20 protein-coding genes and 1 pseudogene are annotated in these 19,943 nt (G+C 59.1%); 14 read left to right on the top strand and 7 right to left on the bottom strand.

Annotation, left to right across the window (positions count from 1 at the left end; genetic code table 11):
* Positions 1-326 precede the first annotated feature (326 nt).
* From U5A08_RS16540 to U5A08_RS16505, 8 genes are all read left to right on the top strand, one after another.
* On the top strand, positions 327-1,355 hold the full coding sequence (locus U5A08_RS16540; RefSeq protein ID WP_321847477.1) for a Gfo/Idh/MocA family protein: 1,029 nt from the start codon (positions 327-329) through the stop codon (positions 1,353-1,355).
* A 127-nt stretch (positions 1,356-1,482) separates the two neighbouring features.
* On the top strand, positions 1,483-1,662 hold the full coding sequence (locus tag U5A08_RS16535) for a hypothetical protein (protein WP_076952495.1): 180 nt from the start codon (positions 1,483-1,485) through the stop codon (positions 1,660-1,662).
* A 48-nt stretch (positions 1,663-1,710) separates the two neighbouring features.
* On the top strand, positions 1,711-2,646 hold the full coding sequence (locus tag U5A08_RS16530; RefSeq protein WP_253396448.1) for a sugar ABC transporter substrate-binding protein: 936 nt from the start codon (positions 1,711-1,713) through the stop codon (positions 2,644-2,646).
* A 65-nt stretch (positions 2,647-2,711) separates the two neighbouring features.
* Entirely contained in the window at positions 2,712-4,265 is a 1,554-nt protein-coding gene (locus U5A08_RS16525) for a sugar ABC transporter ATP-binding protein (protein WP_321847474.1), read from the top strand.
* Positions 4,266-4,323: 58 nt separating this feature from the next.
* Positions 4,324-5,346, top strand: coding sequence for an ABC transporter permease (locus U5A08_RS16520; protein ID WP_247402430.1), 1,023 nt, complete (start codon positions 4,324-4,326; stop codon positions 5,344-5,346).
* A 406-nt stretch (positions 5,347-5,752) separates the two neighbouring features.
* On the top strand, positions 5,753-6,157 hold the full coding sequence (locus U5A08_RS16515) for a TraR/DksA family transcriptional regulator (RefSeq protein ID WP_078742055.1): 405 nt from the start codon (positions 5,753-5,755) through the stop codon (positions 6,155-6,157).
* Positions 6,158-6,296: 139 nt separating this feature from the next.
* Entirely contained in the window at positions 6,297-7,937 is a 1,641-nt protein-coding gene (locus tag U5A08_RS16510; RefSeq protein ID WP_425262633.1) for a methyl-accepting chemotaxis protein, read from the top strand.
* A gap of 115 nt (positions 7,938-8,052) precedes the next feature.
* Positions 8,053-8,256: a hypothetical protein gene (locus U5A08_RS16505; protein WP_247402428.1), complete on the top strand. Its 204-nt coding sequence runs from the start codon at positions 8,053-8,055 to the stop codon at positions 8,254-8,256.
* 6 nt (positions 8,257-8,262) lie between these two features.
* On the opposite strand, the gene U5A08_RS16500 is transcribed toward U5A08_RS16505, so the two are convergent.
* The 3 genes from U5A08_RS16500 to U5A08_RS16490 all read right to left on the bottom strand — a co-directional run bounded on the left by U5A08_RS16500 (position 8,263) and on the right by U5A08_RS16490 (position 9,186).
* Positions 8,263-8,499, bottom strand: a complete 237-nt coding sequence (locus tag U5A08_RS16500) for a DUF2789 domain-containing protein (protein WP_253396444.1) — start codon at positions 8,497-8,499, stop codon at positions 8,263-8,265.
* Positions 8,500-8,570: 71 nt separating this feature from the next.
* Positions 8,571-8,801 (bottom strand): hypothetical protein, encoded by a 231-nt coding sequence (locus U5A08_RS16495; protein ID WP_247402423.1) that lies wholly within the window; start codon positions 8,799-8,801, stop codon positions 8,571-8,573.
* A gap of 109 nt (positions 8,802-8,910) precedes the next feature.
* Positions 8,911-9,186, bottom strand: coding sequence for a hypothetical protein (locus U5A08_RS16490; protein ID WP_247402420.1), 276 nt, complete (start codon positions 9,184-9,186; stop codon positions 8,911-8,913).
* Positions 9,187-9,602: 416 nt separating this feature from the next.
* On the opposite strand from U5A08_RS16490, the gene U5A08_RS16485 reads away from it, so the two are divergent.
* Both U5A08_RS16485 and U5A08_RS16480 read left to right on the top strand, forming a co-directional pair.
* Positions 9,603-10,052, top strand: a complete 450-nt coding sequence (locus U5A08_RS16485) for a hypothetical protein (RefSeq protein ID WP_017846547.1) — start codon at positions 9,603-9,605, stop codon at positions 10,050-10,052.
* Positions 10,053-10,184: 132 nt separating this feature from the next.
* On the top strand, positions 10,185-11,201 hold the full coding sequence (locus U5A08_RS16480; protein WP_321847469.1) for an ABC transporter substrate-binding protein: 1,017 nt from the start codon (positions 10,185-10,187) through the stop codon (positions 11,199-11,201).
* Between the two features lie 89 nt (positions 11,202-11,290).
* On the opposite strand, the gene U5A08_RS16475 is transcribed toward U5A08_RS16480, so the two are convergent.
* Both U5A08_RS16475 and U5A08_RS16470 read right to left on the bottom strand, forming a co-directional pair.
* Positions 11,291-13,417, bottom strand: a complete 2,127-nt coding sequence (locus U5A08_RS16475; protein ID WP_321847468.1) for a TonB-dependent receptor — start codon at positions 13,415-13,417, stop codon at positions 11,291-11,293.
* 92 nt (positions 13,418-13,509) lie between these two features.
* A complete protein-coding gene (locus tag U5A08_RS16470) occupies positions 13,510-13,899 on the bottom strand; it encodes a DUF2946 domain-containing protein (protein WP_321847466.1) in 390 nt (129 codons plus the stop codon).
* Between the two features lie 93 nt (positions 13,900-13,992).
* Between U5A08_RS16470 and U5A08_RS16465 the strand changes: the two genes are divergently transcribed.
* Positions 13,993-14,430, top strand: coding sequence for a DUF3995 domain-containing protein (locus U5A08_RS16465; RefSeq protein WP_253396436.1), 438 nt, complete (start codon positions 13,993-13,995; stop codon positions 14,428-14,430).
* A gap of 100 nt (positions 14,431-14,530) precedes the next feature.
* Here U5A08_RS16465 and U5A08_RS16460 read toward each other — a convergent pair.
* A pseudogene (locus U5A08_RS16460) lies at positions 14,531-17,431 on the bottom strand (RHS repeat-associated core domain-containing protein); the annotation flags it as partial.
* 224 nt (positions 17,432-17,655) lie between these two features.
* On the opposite strand from U5A08_RS16460, the gene U5A08_RS16455 reads away from it, so the two are divergent.
* The 3 genes from U5A08_RS16455 to U5A08_RS16445 all read left to right on the top strand — a co-directional run bounded on the left by U5A08_RS16455 (position 17,656) and on the right by U5A08_RS16445 (position 18,711).
* A complete protein-coding gene (locus U5A08_RS16455) occupies positions 17,656-17,826 on the top strand; it encodes a hypothetical protein (protein ID WP_307513299.1) in 171 nt (56 codons plus the stop codon).
* Positions 17,827-17,838: 12 nt separating this feature from the next.
* Positions 17,839-18,168, top strand: a complete 330-nt coding sequence (locus U5A08_RS16450; RefSeq protein ID WP_026136677.1) for a hypothetical protein — start codon at positions 17,839-17,841, stop codon at positions 18,166-18,168.
* Positions 18,169-18,264: 96 nt separating this feature from the next.
* A complete protein-coding gene (locus tag U5A08_RS16445) occupies positions 18,265-18,711 on the top strand; it encodes a GNAT family N-acetyltransferase (RefSeq protein ID WP_321847464.1) in 447 nt (148 codons plus the stop codon).
* A gap of 772 nt (positions 18,712-19,483) precedes the next feature.
* Here the strand turns inward: U5A08_RS16445 and U5A08_RS16440 are convergent.
* Positions 19,484-19,846: an NUDIX hydrolase gene (locus U5A08_RS16440; protein ID WP_253396432.1), complete on the bottom strand. Its 363-nt coding sequence runs from the start codon at positions 19,844-19,846 to the stop codon at positions 19,484-19,486.
* Between the last annotated feature and the right edge of the window lie 97 nt (positions 19,847-19,943).

Genomic DNA, 19,943 nt, shown 5'->3' with positions numbered 1-19,943 from the left:
GTCAATGTGGGAGGGGGCTTGCTCCCGATAGCAGTGGGTCAGCCAATAAATTTGTATCTGCTCCACCACCATCGGGGGCAAGCCCCCTCCCACAGTTGGATTGGGTGTGCACTTCAATGAAGGAGTGAATGTATGCGAATTGGACTGGTCGGCTATGGCGATGGAGGCAACCCTGCCTTCTACGGCTAACACCCGGTCAATGTGGGAGGGGGCTTGCCCCCGATAGCAGTGGGTCAGCCAATAAATTTTTATCTGCTCCACCGCCATCGGGGGCAAGCCCCCTCCCACAGTTGGATTGGTGTGCACTTCAATGAAGGAGTGAATGTATGCGAATTGGATTGGTCGGCTATGGCCATGGAGGGCGCTTTTTTCATGCGCCGCTGATTGCAACCCTGCCAGGCGCTACTTTTGTTGGTGTGGTGACTCGCTCACCCGAGCGCCGCGAGCAATTGAGCACTGATTTTCCAGGGGTTAAAGCCTTTGACAGTATCGGCCAGATTGTCGAGGCCGGTGTCGACGCCCTGGTGATTTCCACCACGCTTAAAGGGCGCCCGGCACTGGTACTCGAAGCCATCGAGCACGGCGTCGCCGTCGTCAGCGATAAGCCCTTTGCCGCCAACGCCGAACAGGCCCAGGCGCTGATCATTGCGGCCGAACGCCACGGCGTGTTGCTCAGCGTCTACCAGAACCGGCGCTGGGATTCGGATTTCCTGACCTTGCGCAAACTGATCGACGCCGGCGCCCTCGGTGCTGTCACCCGGTTTGAATCCCGCGTCGAGCGTTTCAGCCCGCAATCGGTGGGCAATGCCAGCGGCGGCGGCTGGCTGCGCGACCTGGGCAGCCATCTGGTGGATCAGGCGCTGCAACTGTTCGGCCCGGTGGATCGGGTTTTCGCGCAACTGCACTACAGCGCCGAACACCCCAGCATCGACCACGGCTTCTTTGTCTCCCTGACCCACGCCAACGGGGTGATTTCCCACCTGTGGGGCAACGCCTTGCAGAACAGCCCGGCACCGCGCTTGCGGGTCAGCGGCACCCTGGGTTGCTACACCGTCGACGGGTTGGACGGCCAGGAAGACGCACTGATGGCCGGCAAGTCGCCCAAAACCGAGGGCGAGCACTGGGGGGCCGAGGAGCACCGCCGCTGGGGCTGGTTCGAACAAGGCCCCGAGCGCGAGCGCGTGCCGTCGGAAAAAGGCTGCTGGACCCAGTTTTATCGCCAGTGGCAGGCCGCCGTGCAAGGGCAGGGGCCGCTGCCGGTGGACGCCTACGAGGCGCTGGAAACCACAAGGATATTGGACGCCGCACGCCTGAGCGCCGAGCGCCAGCAGGTGGTTTCGACAAAAATAGAATAAAATTCTAAAACAGGTTGATATAGAAATTATTTTCCAATAAAGTCTTTTCCAGGTTGCATAAAGTACGCCCGGATTCGATCCCGGCGACTCAACAAAAACAAGATCAAAAACAACCAGGTACCGTCAGATGAAAATCTTCAACGCTGTACTGCGAGTTTTACGCCCTGCCCACACGCCACGCGGTCTGCCCCGCGCCCGGCCGTTTTACTTTTCCTTCCTTAATGTGCTGTGCGTCGAAAACCAAGGCGCCCTGGTGTGCTGCATTCCGGGGGCACCGGTCGTCCGCCTGCCGTCATCCTCGCTCTGATAAACGCTACGTCCAGAAAACCAACAAGAAAGTGGAGACAGACCGTTCATGAAGACCCCGATCCGTTTTACCGCGCTGGCGTTGTCCCTGCTGCTGGCCAGCGGTTTTGCGACAGCTGCCGATCTGAAGATCGGCGTGAGCATGTCGCAGTTCGATGACACCTACCTGACCAACGTGCGTGAGTACATGGACAAGCAAGCCAAGTCCTATCCCAAGGGCGATGGTGTGCAGTTGCAGTTCGAAGACGCGCGCGCCGACGTGGTCAAGCAACTGAGCCAGGTCGAGAACTTTATCAGCCAGAAAGTCGATGCGATCATCGTCAACCCGGTGGACACGGCGTCCACGGCGCGAATCAGCAAGTCAGCGCTCGAGGCGGGTATTCCACTGGTCTACGTCAACCGCCGACCGGACCAGAAAGATCTGCCCAAAGGCGTGGCCGCCGTGACCTCCAATGATGAAGAGGCCGGCCGCATGCAAATGCAATACATCGCCGAAAAACTCGGCGGCAAGGGCAAGGTCGTGATCCTGCTCGGTGACTTGGCGAACAACTCCACCACCAACCGGACCAAGGGCATCAAAGAAGTCCTGGCCAAGTACCCGCAGATCAAGATCGAGCAGGAACAGACCGGTATCTGGCTGCGTGACCGCGGGATGACCCTGGTTAACGACTGGTTGACCCAGGGCCGCGAATTTAATGCCGTGCTGGCTAATAACGATGAAATGGCCATTGGCGCCGCCATGGCGTTGAAGTCGGCCGGCACCAAGCCCGGCAGCGTCTTGATTGCGGGGGTCGACGGCACGCCGGACGGCTTGAATGCGATCACCAAGGGCGAAATGACCGTGTCGGTGTTCCAGGACGCCAACGGTCAGGCAGTCGGCTCGGTGGAGGCGGCGCGCAAGATGGCGAAGAAGGAGACGATCGAGCAGAACATTGTCATCCCGTTCAAGCTGATCACCCCGGACAACGTCAAAGACTTCAAGTAGCCCCACCATCACAACAATAAGCCGGCAGGGCGGTCGTGCCCGCCCTGCCGATGGAGTACCGTCCTATGCTTGCTCAAGCCACTGTCTCGCAGCCTCCCGGTATCCAGCCGTCACTGCTGGAAGAACCCTACCTGCTGGAAATCCTCAACATCAGCAAAGGTTTTCCCGGTGTGGTGGCCCTGGCCGATGTGCAACTGCGCGTGCGCCCAGGCTCGGTGCTGGCGCTGATGGGTGAGAACGGCGCGGGGAAGTCGACGCTGATGAAAATCATCGCCGGCATCTACCAGCCCGACGCCGGCGAAATCCGCCTGCGTGGCAAGCCGATTGTGTTTGAGACGCCGCTGGCCGCGCAAAAGGCCGGGATCGCGATGATCCACCAGGAACTCAACCTGATGCCGCACATGAGCATCGCCGAGAACATCTGGATCGGCCGCGAGCAGCTCAACAGCCTGCGCATGGTCAACCACCGCGAAATGCACCGCTGCACCGCCCAATTGCTCGCCCGCCTGCGCATCAACCTCGACCCCGAGGAGCAGGTGGGCAACCTGAGTATCGCCGAACGGCAGATGGTCGAGATTGCCAAGGCGGTGTCCTACGATTCCGACATCCTGATCATGGATGAGCCGACGTCCGCCATCACCGAGAAGGAAGTCGCCCACCTGTTTTCGATCATTGCCGACCTCAAGGCCCAGGGCAAAGGCATCGTCTACATCACGCACAAAATGAATGAAGTGTTCGCCATCGCCGATGAAGTGGCGGTGTTTCGTGACGGTCAGTACATCGGCCTGCAGCGCGCCGACAGCATGAACGGCGACAGCCTGATCTCGATGATGGTCGGTCGTGAACTGAGCCAGTTGTTTCCGGTACGCGAAACGCCCATCGGCGAGTTGCTGTTGTCGGTGCGCGACCTGGGCCTGGACGGCGTGTTCAACAACGTCTCGTTCGACCTGCATGCCGGCGAGATCCTCGGCATCGCCGGGTTGATGGGCTCGGGCCGCACCAACGTGGCGGAAACCATTTTCGGCATCACCCCAAGCACCCGCGGGCAGATAACCCTCGATGGCAAGGCGCTGCGTATTACCGACCCGCACATGGCCATCGACAAAGGCTTTGCGCTGTTGACCGAGGATCGCAAGCTCAGCGGGCTGTTCCCGTGCCTGTCGGTCCTGGAGAACATGGAAATGGCGGTGCTGCCGCATTATTCGGGCAATGGGTTTATTCAGCAGAAAGCCCTGCGTGCGCTGTGTGAAGACATGTGCAAGAAGCTGCGGGTGAAGACCCCGTCGCTGGAGCAATGCATCGACACGTTGTCCGGCGGCAACCAGCAAAAAGCCCTGCTGGCGCGCTGGCTGATGACCAAGCCGCGCCTGCTGATTCTCGATGAGCCGACCCGTGGCATCGACGTCGGCGCCAAGGCCGAGATCTACCGTCTGATTTCTTTCCTCGCCAGCGAGGGCATGGCAGTGATCATGATTTCCTCGGAGCTGCCTGAAGTGCTGGGCATGAGCGACCGGGTGATGGTGATGCATGAAGGCGAACTGATGGGCACCCTGGACCGTTTAGAGGCGACCCAGGAAAAAGTCATGCAGTTGGCCTCCGGTATGACCGCAGTCCACTGACGAACAGCCGCGCGGGCCTGCGGTTGGCCCGCGCCATAGAATAAAAAGGTGATTGGCTATGAATGCAATAACAGACAACAAGCCTGCCACGGCAACGGTCAAGCGCCGTCGACGCTTGCCGACGGAGCTGAGCATCTTGCTGGTGCTGATCGGCATCGGCCTGGTGTTTGAAGTGTTCGGCTGGATTGTGCGTGACCAGAGCTTCCTGATGAACTCCCAGCGCCTGGTGCTGATGATCCTGCAAGTGTCGATCATCGGCCTGTTGGCCATTGGTGTGACCCAGGTGATCATCACCACGGGCATCGACCTGTCTTCCGGGTCTGTCCTTGCGTTATCGGCGATGATCGCTGCCAGTCTTGCGCAAACATCCGATTTTTCCCGTGCGGTGTTTCCGTCGCTGACTGACCTGCCGGTGTGGATTCCGGTCGCGGTTGGCCTCGGTGTGGGGCTGCTGGCGGGGGCGATCAACGGCAGCATTATCGCGGTGACCGGTATCCCGCCGTTCATCGCAACGCTGGGGATGATGGTGTCGGCCCGTGGCCTGGCGCGTTATTACACCGAGGGCCAGCCGGTGAGCATGCTCTCGGATTCCTACACGGCCATCGGGCATGGCGCGATGCCGGTGATCATCTTTCTGGTGGTGGCGGTGATCTTTCATATCGCCTTGCGTTACACCAAGTACGGTAAGTACACCTACGCCATCGGCGGCAATATGCAGGCGGCGCGAACCTCGGGGATCAACGTCAAGCGCCACCTGATCATCGTCTACAGCATCGCCGGGCTCCTGGCGGGCCTGGCCGGTGTGGTGGCCTCGGCGCGTGCCGCCACCGGCCAGGCCGGCATGGGCATGTCCTACGAACTGGATGCGATTGCCGCCGCCGTGATCGGCGGCACCAGCCTGGCGGGTGGGGTAGGGCGCATCACCGGCACGGTGATTGGCGCGCTGATCCTTGGGGTGATGGCCAGCGGGTTTACCTTTGTCGGGGTCGACGCGTATATCCAGGACATCATCAAGGGCCTGATTATCGTGGTGGCGGTGGTGATCGACCAATATCGCAACAAGCGCAAGCTCAAACGCTGACGCAGTGCAATATGTGGGAGGGGGCTTGCCCCCGATGACGGTGTATCAGTCAAGTAGGTGTCGACTGACACTCCACCATCGGAGGCAAGTTCCCTCCCACATTCAGACCTGCGCTCATCAGATCTAACCGTTTGTCTTCTATCTAGCTCCACAACACTGAATTTCTTGCTATAAACGCACTCCGATGACCATTCGCCAAGCCCGTCCTGGTGTCTTTGGCGGTTATCTTGGAAAAAATGCCTGTCTTTTCAGTTGCTGCGCCCTCAAGTCGGCCTTAGACTGCCGCCCCTCGTAAATTGAGTGCCGGGTGGCGCTTGGAATGGATGGCGCCTTTCCGAGACCTGCAGAGGTCGACCGGAACGCTCCCTTATTCGCCTTAATGCACGTATTTTTTATAGAGAAATCAATGACAAAGGAAAAGTTGCTGGCCATGCCGGCGGATGACTACATGAATGCCGAACAGCACGCTTTTTTTGAGCAGTTGCTGCAAGACATGAAAGTGGAACACCACGAGCGCATCGAACAGAACCGCATCGCCATTGAAAGCCTGGACACCCCGGCCGACCCGGCGGATGCCGCTTCCGTGGAAGAGGAGCGCACCTGGTTGGTGAATGCCATTGATCGCGACCAGCGCATGCTGCCGCAGCTTGAGCGCGCCCTGGAGCGCATCAAGGAAGACTCCTTTGGCTGGTGCGATGACAGCGGCGAGGCTATCGGCCTCAAGCGCCTGCTGATCAGCCCGACCACCAAGTACTGCATCGAAGCGCAAGAGCGCCACGAGCAGATCGACAAGCACCAGCGCCAAGCCTGATGCGCTGAAGCCGGGGGGGCGAGTACTGCGCTCCCCAGGGAAAATACCCGTTACGCCCGGTCTATTGATCTGCTGCAAGCTCCCCCACTAAAGGCCCATAGATAATGGCCGGATAGTGGCGTTTAATGCAGAGACAATAATGACAAGCAGTGGGGTGACGAAGATGGCTGGGGACGGACCTCTGGTGGGCGCAGCAGTGCCACCGCAAGCGATGGTGAGCGGGTTGCGCGGCTGGCTGACGCCGCTCTTGCAGAGCACCGCCCTGGTGCTGGTGCTGCTGGGCCTTGCGTTTGCCAGCCTGCCGATTTATCTCTGCCTGACACTGGCCTTGCTGGTGATCTGGCTGCCCCGCCTGAAAAAAAGCACGCCTAGCGCGGCGCCGTCTGAAGCGGCCGATGCCATTGGCGACCTGACCCGCGACCTGTCCCATACCACCAGCCACAACGCATTGTCGGCGGCCGGCGTGGCCTATTCGGTCAAGCAACTGGCTGCTCGCTTGCAGTCGCAGTTGAGCGCCGCCCAACAGATCGTCAGCAGCGCCGAAGTGATGATCAGCACCGAACAAGTCACCTCCCAACTCAGCCGCCAGGCACTGGGTGCCGCCAGCCAGGCGCATCAGCGCAGCACCGAGGGCCGCGAAGTGCTGGCCCAGTCGATCACCCGCATGCACCAGCTCAGCCAACGTGCGAATGACAGCCGCGAGATGATTGAAGCCCTGAGCCAGCGCAGCGAGGAAATCCAGCGGGTGACCCTGGTGATCCAATCCATCGCCAGCCAGACCAACTTGCTGGCCTTGAACGCCGCCATCGAAGCCGCCCGTGCCGGCGAGCATGGGCGCGGGTTTGCCGTGGTGGCCGATGAAGTCCGCGGGCTGGCCGGCCGTACTGCAACTGCCACCGAGGAAGTTGGGGTCATGGTGGCCGATATCCAGCAACGCACGGGCCAGGTGGTGGAACAGATTCGCCAACTGTCGACAGACCTGCAAACCGGTGTGGAGCAGGTGGAGCACGCGGGTGAGCAGTTGCAGAACATCGCCAGCCTGGCGGCGGATGTCGAAGGGCAGGTCAACGAAATCGCCCAGGGCACCGATACCAACCGGGCCCAACTCGACAGCTTGTTCCATGCCGTGGAGCAAATGCGCAGCGACCTGACGGTGAGCGACGAGCAAACCCGTCAATTGGCCGATGCCGCCGTGCAAATGGAAGGGCAGGCCGAAACCATCAGCGAACGCCTGGCCGAAGTCGGGCTGGATGACTATCACCAACGCATCTACGACCTCGCCCGTGAAGGCGCGAGCCGCATTGCTGAACAGTTCGAAGCGGATGTACTGCAAAACCGTATCAGCCTGGAGGATCTGTTTGACCGCAGCTACACGTCGATCCCCAACACCCGCCCCAGCAAGTTCCACACGCGCTTTGACGGCTACACCGATCAGGTATTGCCAGCGATTCAAGAGACGCTGCTGCCGCGCCATGAGGGCCTGGTATTTGCCATCGCCTGTACGCAGCAGGGGTATGTGCCGACACACAACAAGGCGTTTTCCCAGCCGTTGACTGGCGACGCACAGGTGGACGCTGTACAGAATCGCACCAAACGCAAGTTCGACGACCGTACCGGGATTCGCTGTGGCAGCCATCAGCAAGCGGTGCTGCTGCAGACCTACACCCGCGATACAGGCGAGCTGATGCACGACTTGTCGGTGCCGATCATGGTCAAGGGCCGGCATTGGGGTGGGTTACGCCTGGGCTATAAACCCGAAAGCACGAAGGCCAAGCGCTGAGTATTGTTGCGGTTTATGCAATGGAACTATTCAGGGGATAGCTTTTTCTGACCGGAGGAAAAACGTAGCATGGCCGACGTTGTTAGTCAGCTAACGATTGCTGCGGAGAAGCTCCATGCAAAACAAAGTCGATGTCGCTGTGATGATTGGCAGTGGCGTACCCGAAACCCTGCGTGCGCGGGGTCAAAAGGCTTGTTGGGTCGTGCTGCTCAACGGTGAACAGCGTGGCACGGCCTTCGCCAGTCGTGATGAAGCCGAGGAGTGCAGGGCCGCCTGGCAAGCGCTGTTGCGCATGGAACAGTCAGACAGCCTGCATTGAGGGGCGTTATTGCGTTTGGTGCAGACGCTGGTTCAGTTCATCCACGGCCATTGCCCATTCGGCGTCTTCACGGAGCTCTTCCTTGAGCAACTGAGCTTGTTGGGGCGCCCAGAAGGGCGCGTCGATCAGCTTCACGTCGTCGGCCAAAGGATGCGCGGCGATAAACGCATCGATGGCCTTCGGGGTGGAATCCAGGCCCAGTTGATCAAACAGGGTTTCAAGGGTCGGTACTGGCGCGTCCATATCGTTCTCCGTGCGGTTTTGGGGGGGATATGCATCGGAGGTTTTTCGCGCAGTAGAGTTCGATCGGATTCTTAGGTGGTCAGTGCCCCTGAGTCCACCGCAGTCTTGAGTGCCTTGGCGGCTTCTTTTGCCGCGATGTCGGCGGTGTCTGCGGTCTTGAACCAACGATCTTTTTCCACTTGGTGCATTGTGATCGTGGTCAAGGGGGGCTTGGCACGCATTACGATAACTGCTTGGAATTCACCGTCTACTTCTCTGGCTTCGCCATGGATAAAAAATTCGCCAATATCAAATTCCGTCACGTATAACCTTCCCTTCAAGGTAACTGCACTGATGAAACCTGACCCGAGGGGGCAAACTTCAATCGACGGGCCAGTATGGCAGTTGTTGAGGGGCGGCGGCGCGGTAAAGTCATCCAGGTGACGAAACGATCCCTCCATGAGGGGCGTGCAGTGCGGCTTCGAGGGTTTTTGCCAGTTCGCAGGCACGGATATGGTTGCTGCGAAAGCCTTTGATCCTGCCGCTGGTTACTTCCAGAATATGAAAGAAGTTCCGGCCGGCGGGTACAACTTGATAAAGCACGGAGTTCGAGTACCCATTATGGCTTTGCAAGCAGTAGTATTGGCGCTCGTCTTGATAGGATGAATGAGTGCCGGAAGACGTAGCGTCGTGTTGACGTCGTTGCATGGTCAGCTCCTGTCGATCGATCTGGTTGGCCCGCCAGCAGCGGAACGGGTGGTTTTGACCCGTGTTGCTGTTTTAGTATTGTCGTCAGCGGTCGGCACTCGGTTCCATACCCAGGTATTTTGTTTTGTGCAGATTGTCGGAAACTGCGTTTTTTAATTGGGTTATTCTCTGAAGCTGCTCGACCCGTCTTCTCGGGCCGTTAAACCTGTGATTTGCTGTGAAGATCGATGGCTTGCATAAGGCCTATCGTGTATGCCTGTATTGGTCTTACGGCAGCGCAAGGGGCGTTTTTTCAGGCTTTTTAATAAATGTGTTGTGTGAGCGTGCCGTTAAGGCCGTTTTTTTGTGCTGCCCGTTCCGGCGGACAGTGCTTTTTTTGATGTGGGGGCGTTTCCTTGGCAGTCAGTAATCTGGATATGCACGCGTTATTCGTGCTGGGTGATTTGCGCGCAAAGTTGGTCAAACAGTTTCAATCCCGTTTTGTTTACATCACTGAACAAACACCGGAAGGCATCTACATCGCCGAGATCGATACCGAATCGGCGTTGGTCGTGGATGATAAACAGCGCCTTGAACTCAAGGTAGGCGATCATTTTCGCGCAGCGGTATTGCCCAGTCGCGAAGGTGGCAAGTTTGAATTGAAGTTCCGCGATATCAAGTTGACGGTGTATGGCTTGGGCGACTATGCCTTTGTTTCCTCGGCCGAAGGCCAGGGCATTGTGTTCAAGGAAGGTCACAGCGTGATGCTGGTGTTTGCCGCCAACGAACAATTGCAGGAAGGCTTGACCAAAACCCTCAAGGCCGTGACCGGCAAGGCCGCCAAGTGGCGCAAGGGTGAACTGGTGACCTTCAAGGCCAGCGAATAACCCGGCCGTACAGCGAACAGCCTTTATCTCCCGGAACCTCTACTACAGTTGAGTTGACTTAACTATTCAGAGGCTTCGCGCATTGGCGGCAAAGCCGTCCGTTTTTGCTGCGAACACGTGAGGTGCAAAGGCATGAAAGGATTGAGAACCCTGTTGGCGGCGTCCCTGGCGACTTTGAGTCTGTCGGTGGCTTCGTTGCCCGTTTCGGCTGCGCAGGCGCCTGTGCATTTCGCTGATTTGAACTGGGAAAGCGGCAGTCTGATCACCGAAGTGCTGCGGTATATCGTCGAGAAGGGCTATGACCTGCCTACCGACACCTTGCCCGGCACCACCATCACCCTGGAAACCGCCCTGGCGAAGAATGATATCCAGGTGATCGGCGAAGAATGGGCGGGTCGTAGTCCGGTATGGGTCAAGGCCGAGGCCGAAGGCAAAGTCGCCGGGTTGGGCGATACGGTCAAGGGCGCCACCGAAGGCTGGTGGGTACCGGAGTACGTGGTCAAGGGCGACCCTGCCAAAGGCCTCAAACCGCTGGCGCCAGACCTGAAAAGCGTCGCGGACCTGGCGCGTTACAAGGACGTGTTCAAGGACCCCGAATCCCCCGGCAAAGGGCGCTTTCTCAACAGCCCCATTGGCTGGACCTCGGAAGTGGTCAACAAGCAGAAACTCAAGGCCTACGGCCTGGATGACAGCTATGTGAACTTCCGCAGTGGCTCGGGGGCGGCATTGGATGCCGAAATTGCCTCCTCGATTCGTCGTGGCAAGCCGGTGCTGTTCTACTACTGGTCACCGACGCCCTTGATGGGGCGCTACAAGTTGATCCAACTGGAAGAGCCGCCGTTTGATGCACAGGCGTGGAAGACGCTGACGGATGCGGACAATCCCGATCCGAAGCCGACGCGGTCTCTGGCGTCCAAGTTGAGTATTGGGGTGTCTACGCCGTTCCAGAAAGAACATCCGCAGATTGCCGGGTTCTTCGAGAAGGTCGAATTTCCGATTGAGCCGCTGAACAAAGCCTTGGCGACCATGAGCGAGAATCACACGGCGCCACGGGACGTCGCGCTGGCGTTCCTCAAGGCGCATCCCGAAGTGTGGAAGGCATGGTTGACAGAGGATGTGGCGCAGAAGGTTGAAGCCAGCCTGAAATAGCGGCCCATCCCGCTGCAGAACGCAGATCAAGCATGTGGAAGCGGGCGTGCCACAGTACGCCCGCTCTCACATTGGTTTGTATTGCAGGGTCAGAAGCGGGTTTGCACCGCCACTTCAAACGTCCGTGGCGCCCCCAGGTAATACGCCGGGGACACATGGGCGAACTCGGCATACACCTCGTTGGTCAGGTTGCGCACGCGGCCGGTCACCGAGGTGTGGGCGTCCACCCGGTAGCGCAGGAATGTTCCGAACAAGGTGTAGGCCGGCACTGTCTGGGTGTTGGCGTTATCCGCATACACCTGGGCGACATATCGCGCGTCCACACCGCCTTGCCAATCCTCGGAAAAATCATAGGTCAGCCACAGGTTGCCGACACGCTTGGGCACGTTGGTCGGCGTATTGCCCTTGCGCGAAACCACCGCGCCGCTGGCGATTTTCTCGTTGAACTGGTCGTACTCGGCATCCACCCAGGCGAAGTTGCCTTCGGCGAGTAGTCGCGGCGTGATGCGCAACGAACTGGCCAACTCAATGCCTTTGGACGACTGCGCGCCTACCGGGATGCTGTTGATGGGGTCCAACGGGTCGGTGACGGCAAAGTCCTTGCGCTCGATTTTGTAAGCGGCGACGGTGGCCGAACCGCGACCGTCCAGGTAGTCGAATTTACTCCCCACTTCCCATTGCTTGCCGGTCGACACGTCGAATACCTGGGTGGTGGTGCTCGGCTGTTCCGCGGCCGTGCTGTATTGCACGTACACATTGGCCGTCGGGATGAACTGGTAGGTCAGGCCTGCGCGCCCGGTCACCGGCTCCCAACTGCGCGTGAAGTGCCGTGGGCTGCTGGCGGTTATCGCGCCGTGGTTGGTGACATCCAGGTCGATGGCGTCGTAGCGCAGGCCCGTCAGCAGTGTCAGCTTATCGGTCAGGCCCAGGCGATTTTCCACAAACAGCGCTTTGGTGGTGACCTCGTTGGTCTTGTCCCTGATAAAGCCCGGTCGGGTGCCAGGGATATCGTAAAAGTGCCCAGGGTCGTAGTGGTCAGGATCGACCGTGCTGTTGCCTGCGGCTCTCAGCGGGCTGTTGGTTGTGCTGTTGACCTTGTATTCGAAGCCCCCGGACCAGGTGGTGGAGAGGCCGAACACGCTGTCGTCGTGACGCAGTTCGAACTGGTTGCCATTCTGCTCGCCCTGATGACGCACCTGATACGCGGTCGAGCGGTTCACCGCGCTGTTATCGGCGTTGTACTGGTAGGTCTCCAGGTTGCGGTAATCACGCTGGCTGTCCAGGTGGTACAGGGTATTTTTCAGCGTGGTGCTGTCGTTGACCCGGTAGTCGATGATCGAGCGCGCCCAAAGCGTGCGCTGTTCGTAACGGCCGTCGGCGACGTTGTAATTGTTGAAGCGGTTGTGTTTATCGATCTTCAGTTCGCCGGCCTTCGGGTTCAGCACCGGCGTGCCCCAGTACGGACTGTCTTCATGCTCGTCCTGGTATTCCAGGGCCAGGGTATGGGACAGGTTGGGGGTGAGGTCACTGAGCAGGGAAAACGCTACGCTCCAGGCGTCGCGCTGGTCGCGGTCGATGTAGCTGTGGTTGGTGTTGCGGCTGACGTCCAGGCGTGCGTAATGCTGCACGTCGGCGCTGGGGTCGGTCAGCGCGTGGTTCAGGCCGAACGCCATGCCGGCGGTGTCGTAGCTGCCATAGGTCAATTGGCCTTCGGCGGCCTGTTCTTCGCGGGTCGCCAGCTTGGTCACGTAGTTCAGCGAACCGCCCACGGAGCCCGCGCCGTTGATCAAGGACGAGGGGCCGCCGACCAGTTCCACCCGATCATAGATCCATGCATCCACCGGCCGTGCCAGACCCGTGGCGACGTTGATGCCGTTGAACATCTGGGTGATCTGGCTGCTGGTAAACCCGCGATACGAGACAAAGCCCCCAAACCCCGGCGGCGCGCTGGCGTTGACGCCGGGCAAGGTATTGGCCGCATCCCGGAAAGTCTTGGCGCCATGGCGCTCGATGTCATTGCGGTTGGCGATAGCCACCGAGGCAGGCGTTTCGCGCACGCTCAGCCCCAGCCGCGAAGCGACGCCACTGGACTGGTCCAGGGCCAGGCCGGGTTCGCGGGTGGGGTCGCCATCGATGGTAGTCGGGGCGAGTTCGAGCGCCCAGGCACAGACAGGCAGGCAGCCGAACAGGCCCGCCAACAGAGGTAGATGTTTCATGCTTGAATCCTGAAAACCTGCTTGAAAACAACGCACAGTCGCCCGTACTTCCTTGCGGAAACGGCGTCAGTGCAGATCAGAAAGCGTGAGGATCAGGCGAGGGCGGGCGGTGCCCGTGGGTGGGCCGTGGGCCAGGTGAAGCGGGCAGGGATGTCAGCGGCCAGTACGATAGCCGGCGGCGGTGCATGGGGTTGCGGCAACACCGCGACGTTGAGGCTGGAGCTCAGCGCCGGGCCCATGCCGCCGGTGGAACACAGCGGGCAACCAAACGCCTTGGACAGCGTCGGCAGGCTTTCATCGGTGGAGTTGGACGGTTTGGGCGCCTGGGTACGTGGGTCGACGGTACAGAACTGCCCGCCGATGCCATTGAGCTGCATGCCCACCATCTGCCCATGACCGATGCTGCACGCGAACACATTGAACAGGACGCAGCAGTAGAGCATCCAGGCAATGAGCGAACGGTCGGCACGGGCGATATTCATGGGGCGGCACTTTACCATCAGCCGCCGACGAAATGCCTGCAAAAAAACTCAGGGGGACTATCCTAGATCGCACAAATTCTGGGAGAGGCCGCCATGAGCTTTATCGTCGCACGATGGATCGTCGGTATTTTCACCTTTGTCAGCATGGTGCATTTGTATTGGGCCGCCGGTGGCAAACTCGGCAGCCTCGCCGCCATCCCCCAACTCCCCGGCGAATTCGCCAGCGGGCCCCGCCCGGCGTTCAAGCCCTCGGCGTTGGGCACCTTTCTGGTGGCGCTGGGCCTAGTGGCAATTGCCTTGCTCGTTTGCCTGCGGGCCGGGCTGTATTTTTCGGCGGTGTCCCATGGCGCATTGCAATGGGGCATCAGCGCGATCGCCGTGATCATGTTTGCCAGGGCGATCGGCGATTCGGAGCTGGTGGGTTTTTTCAAGAAGGTAGGTGGTTCGCGGTTTGCGCGGTGGGATACGTATTTTTATTCGCCGTTGTGCCTGGTTCTGGGGGCCGGGTTGTTGGTGGTGGCATGGAGTTGATCGTCTGATCACGCAGCGAGCCTCCACACCCGTTTTGTAGTTTGTTTGCGCTTTGCGCCCCTTCACTTGCGTGGCAGGCGTTCATCCCCGACAGAGCCCTCCCTGTGAGGTTGGGCGCATAGCGATAGCCGTTGAGCCCGCCCACTCCTTTCAGCGGGTCGGGCGTCAGGTAGCGACCACTCTGCGGATTGTAGTAGCGGTGGCGGTGGTAGTGCAGCCCGCTTTCCGGGTCGAAGTATTGACCTTGGGAACGCAGCGGGTTTTCGATTTTTTCGATGTCGAATCGGGTGATCTGGCCGTAGGCGCGGTAGTGCGCGGACCACACGATTTCGCCGTCGGGCGCGGTCAGCTCCTGCGCGGTGCCTAGGTGATCCAGTTGGTAGTGGAACGGCTTGGTGTGGTGTGGACCGAAGCCTTCCAGCAGGGCCAGTGGGCGGAAACTGTCGGGTTCGTAGACGTAGCTGCGATGCAGTTGTGCGTGGTGTTCGGCGATCAGTTTGTCGCCTTGCCAGAAAAACTCGCGGGTCGTGCCGGCAACGGTTTTGCTGATGCGTCGACCAAACGGGTCGTAGCGGTAGTGGGCGGTTTGGCCGTTGGGTCGGGTGAGGCCGATCAGGCGGTGCTGACAGTCGTAGCGGTATTCGGTGATGAGTGGGTGGTCCTTGCCGTGCCGTTCGCGGACGAGGTTGCCAAAGGCGTCGTAGTCGTAGTAGTGGTCCTCCTGGAGCGTCAGACGATCGCCAGCCGGAGTGTAGGCGAAGCGTTCCTGCGCGGCCTGGGAGTGATCGACGCGGGTCAGGCGGTTTAGCGTGTCGTAGTGGTAGCGATGTTCGCCTTTGCGCGTGTCGAGCAAGCGGCTGAGGTTGCCGGCTTGGTCGTAGCCGTATTGGCGGCGGTAGCGAGTGCCTTGGACATCGCAGATGCCATGATTGAACAGACGTTCATGGTCATCGTATTGGTAGCTGCTGAGCAGTTTGCCTTGGGCGCGTTGGTGTTCTCGGCCGGCGTCGAACAGGTGTGAAGTCAGCAGCGCGCCATTGAGTTCGACGGTCGCCAAGTGGCCGCCCTTGTCATGGTTGAACACCAACTGGTTGTTGTCCGGTAAGCGCAGGTGTTTAAGCCGGCCGCAAGCGTCGTAGCCATAGCGGAGTGTGCCCCAGCCCTGATGTTCGGCGATCAGGCGATTTTGCCGGTCATAGGCGAAAGTGAGGGGCCGGTGGTCGTCATTGACGCTGAGAAGGTTGCCTTGGCGGTCGTAGGTATATTCAACGATGCTGCCGTCGGGCAGGGTTTTCCTTGTCAACCGACCGGCGTGGTCTCGCCGGTAGTGGGTGACCAGTAGACTGCCGTCGGCGCCGTGTTCGGTTTTTTCCAGCAGGTGACCGTTGAGGTCGTAGGTGTAGGCGGTGCGTCGGCCGTCAAAGCCGATTTCCTGCTGGAGCAGGCCGTTGGGGTGGTAGTCGAACCGATAGATGTCGCCGATTTCGTTTTCGATTTCGGTGAGCAGCAATCGAACGTGGTCATAGCGGTAGTTGACCTGGGTGCCGTCCGCATTCAAGCGGCGGCTGATCAGGGGCAGACCGTCGATGTAGTCGTAGCGAGTGACGTGCCCCAGTTCATCGCGTTCGGCGGTGATTTTTCCGTAGGGGTTGTAGCTATATTCCCGCGTGCCACCGTCGGGCATGACCACACACGCTAACCGTCCGACACTGTCCCACTGGTACTGGGTCAGCGCCCCATGCTTGTCCTCTTGCGCCACCCGCCGACCGAGATCGTCATAGCGATAGCGCTTCCCGCCGCCGTCCGGCCACTGTTCCTCAAGCAGTTGCCCACGCTCATTCCACACCCGCCGCAGGCAACTGTGGTCAGGAAACCAAACCCCGATCAACTGCCCACATTTGTTGTAGCTATAGTCGGTCACGTTGCCATTGGGGTCGGTCTTACGAATGACATTGCCTTGGTCATTATGCTCGTAGTTCCAAACGGCCTGGCCACGGCGTACTACGCGTAAAAATCCATTGGCATACTCGTAGGACGTTGGCTCATCCTCCCCTGGAAAAAACGCCACCAAGCGTCCGGCGTTGTCGTATTGATACGCCTTCACCGCGCCGAGTGGGTCTTGCTCGACCGTCAGCCGACCCATGTCGTCGTAGGATTTGAAATGCTTGGCGCCATCCGGATCAACCCGCTGCACCAGTCGTGCCTGTGGGGCATTAACATACATTTCCTGGCTCCCATCGGCGTTGTGAAGGGTAACGCTGCCGTCGTCGCCCCAGACATACCGCGTGTCCATCTGCAAAAAACTGGCCCAATGCCGAACACATCGCGCAGCCTTCCCAGCCCCTTCCCACGCCCAAAAGAAACGCGCGCCGCCGGCCAACTGGCGCTCAAGAATGAGGTGCTGCTGGTCGTACCGATAGATCTCGCTTTCCCCGGCAGCATTGGCCGCTGAAGCCAGTCGTCCAATGTCGTCATAGGTGTAGGAAACCACGGTCTGCTCGGTCACCCAGACGCAGTCCGCACGCCCCTTGGCCCGCTCAACCTGGTAATCGACCGCCACCATGCGGCCGTGCTCATAACGCCAAAACAGCGAGCGACCGACACCGTTATCCAATCGCTCAATGCGCCCCAACGCATCGCGGAAAACACGCAGCCGGTTGTCGTAGGCATCGCTGATTGCGGTCAGCACACCGTTGTAGAAGTGGTAGAAACGTGACGCCTGGGACAGCACCAGCTCATCAGGCCAAGCCCCCAGATAGATCGCGGCGTCGGCCAGGCGATTGCTGATTGTCGGTCGCGCCTCAGTCGGCAAGGGCAGGACAGTCGATCGGTTCTCATGGTCAATCCATACCACCGAGTCGTCCGTCAGCGTCAGCCGATGTGCCAGCGAGTGGCCCCAGCCAAACCCCAATCCACAGTCTACGTCCACCGCACGGGTGTGGTACCACCGCGTCCACTCAAACGGCAAAATCCCGTCCAGTGCGGCATCGGTCAGTCTCAGGGAGTCCAGTGCGTGGGCATACCTGGCGTTAACCTGCTGGGGATACTCGGCCGGGCGTTGATCGATGCTGTTCAGCTCAGGGTTGATAAAGGCAATGTGGGAAACGTTAGTCATCCGTGACGTCTCGGCAAAGGGTAAGGCGTCGGAGTCTGCTGCGGAAAAAAGGCGCTGGACGAACGGCTGGAAAAATCAGAAGGGGCTGACACGGCCTGGGGAAAAACCGTATGAAACGACTTGAAAGGGCGACCCAATATGTCGATCCGACTGATTGTGATATCGATATAGACCCGGCCATTTCCGACGAAGGCACCCATTCATACAGTGCGGTAAGGCAATTTAGTGGCCCCTTTGTAACAAAATCCTCGCCAGAATCGCTTTTATTTTCAGGTGGTTAGGTGAGGAAGCAAATGCGCACTGTTGGAATCATGCTGATCGCCTGTTCCCTGGCCGGCGGCGCAGCTGCCGTGCAGGCACGGGAGCTGCGCGAGGGTGACAAGTACATGTGCAGTTGGGGCGCGGGCACGGCTGCCAGGGCTCAGGAACTCAAGCTCTCGGGCGTCTCACTGTATGCCGCGCGGCAGAAGATCCAGACCATCAAGTTCAATAAATCATGGATGCGCATGATGGCCATGGGCATCACCGAACAGACCTATGACAGTCGTTCACGGCTCAAACCCGAGGCGATTCGCCAGAGTTTTTATCAGGATTGCGTGCGCTACAAAGTGGCGCGTAAATAAGGAGGCTCTTGCTGTTCGGCAGCGCGTTTTACAAATCCACGACAATCTCTGCGTTTCAATTTGCATACTATTGCGTCCTGCATTTAGGAGGCAGGTATGCAAATACATATTCGCGTCGCGACGCAGGATGATGTCGATACGCTTTTCGCCATTCGCACTTCAGTGGCGCAGAACTACCTCAGCCGAGAACAGATGGTCGATCTCGGCATCACACCTCAGGTGTTGGCCTACCGCATTCAAGAAGCGGATTGCGCATGGATCGCCAAAGTGGACGGCCAGCCCGTTGCCTTTTCCATGGTTGACCTGGCCGAGGGCGAAGTGTTTGCGATGTTCGTGTTGCAGACACACGAGAACCTCGGCCTTGGGCGAAAATTGATGGCAGTCGCTGAGGCTGCGCTCTTTGAACTGCACGACACGCTGTTCCTGATCACCGACGGGCGCGATGAAGTCCGGGCCAATGGGTTTTACCAACGGTTGGGCTGGTCGGTGGTGGCCACTGTGGAAGGTGACGACGTTCGCTACGAAAAGAGTAGGAAACGCTGAGGTGACGAACCCTTCAGAGCCCCGGTCGCCCGACAGCTTGCGCTACTTCGCGGTCGCGGTGCTGTGTATTGCGGTGTTGTTGGGGAGCTATTTCGTGCACTTCAATACCGAAGTCGACCGCCAGCGTGAAGAGGCCGCCGAGCACCTGGCCCTCTGCAGGCAAGTGGAACGCGTGGCCAGTGCGGCGTCGACAAACAGGATTGAACTTAGCGAGAGGTGCAACCAGTTGAGAGGACAGTCGATGAAAAGTCTTATACAGCGATCGATTGATAACCCCTCTTTATAAAGGGAGATAGTGTTCGCAAGTCACTCCGGTAGTTGCACCAAAAAGTGGCGTTTATATACCTGGCCACCTTAAGAAATGTGTGGTTATTGAATGACTTACAGCGACTTCAGTCCGACGAAAGGATTAAAACCATCTTGTTACAGGTTTAGGCAATCGGTATTATAGCCGCGCGTTCACCTCCCACGGTTTATGCATTTTTAAATCCCAAGTTTCCATCAGCTACTTGGGATTTTTTTTGCCTGGGATTTGACCTCAACTTCAAACGTAAATCTCGGCAAACTCCGCGTGCATCCGTCTATTGTGTTTGTCTTGGTACCGGAGTTGGTCGCAGTTCTGTGAGCCGTTGGCCAGACTAATCATCAACGCGCATGTTCACGGGGGGAGCAGCGGCACGGTGACGCACACCGCCACTGGCACGTTCGTCAAATCCTTCGTCGAACGGCAGTAAGCAAATGGCCTGCTCACGCGAGCGGGCAGAGTGCGGAACTACAGGCGTCGCAGAAAGGATTTGACGATGTGCCGCGTGGTGTCAGTGGTGTCCAGCTCGTCCAGGGCACCATAGGCGTGCCACCGGCAATCGGTGATCTCGTTGCATGGCCGCGCTTGCGCGATGTTCACGACCGACGCCTCGAACACATGGTGCAGCGTGTCGCGCACCTTCAATTCCTGCAGGTACAGCAGCCCGTCGACGTTCAACCCGGTTTCTTCTTCCAACTCCCTCTCGGCTGCGCCGACCGGGCGCTCGTCGCGTTCGACCTTGCCGCCCGGCAACGCCCATTTCGATCTGGCCTTGCGCACGAAGAGGATGTGCCCCTCGTGTTCGCAAATCACCGTTGCGCGTATTTTCACCGTCTGTACCCCGCAGCGAAATGTCTGTCATAAAAGTGTAATGCAAATGTCGTGCTGGGTGATGGTGGCGCACCTGTGTGATGACGTGGATACTGGT

It is taken from the genome of Pseudomonas paraveronii, assembly GCF_963681955.1.
Taxonomy (GTDB): Bacteria; Pseudomonadota; Gammaproteobacteria; order Pseudomonadales; family Pseudomonadaceae; genus Aquipseudomonas; species Aquipseudomonas paraveronii.
This window is presented reverse-complemented; position numbering and strand designations above follow the sequence as displayed.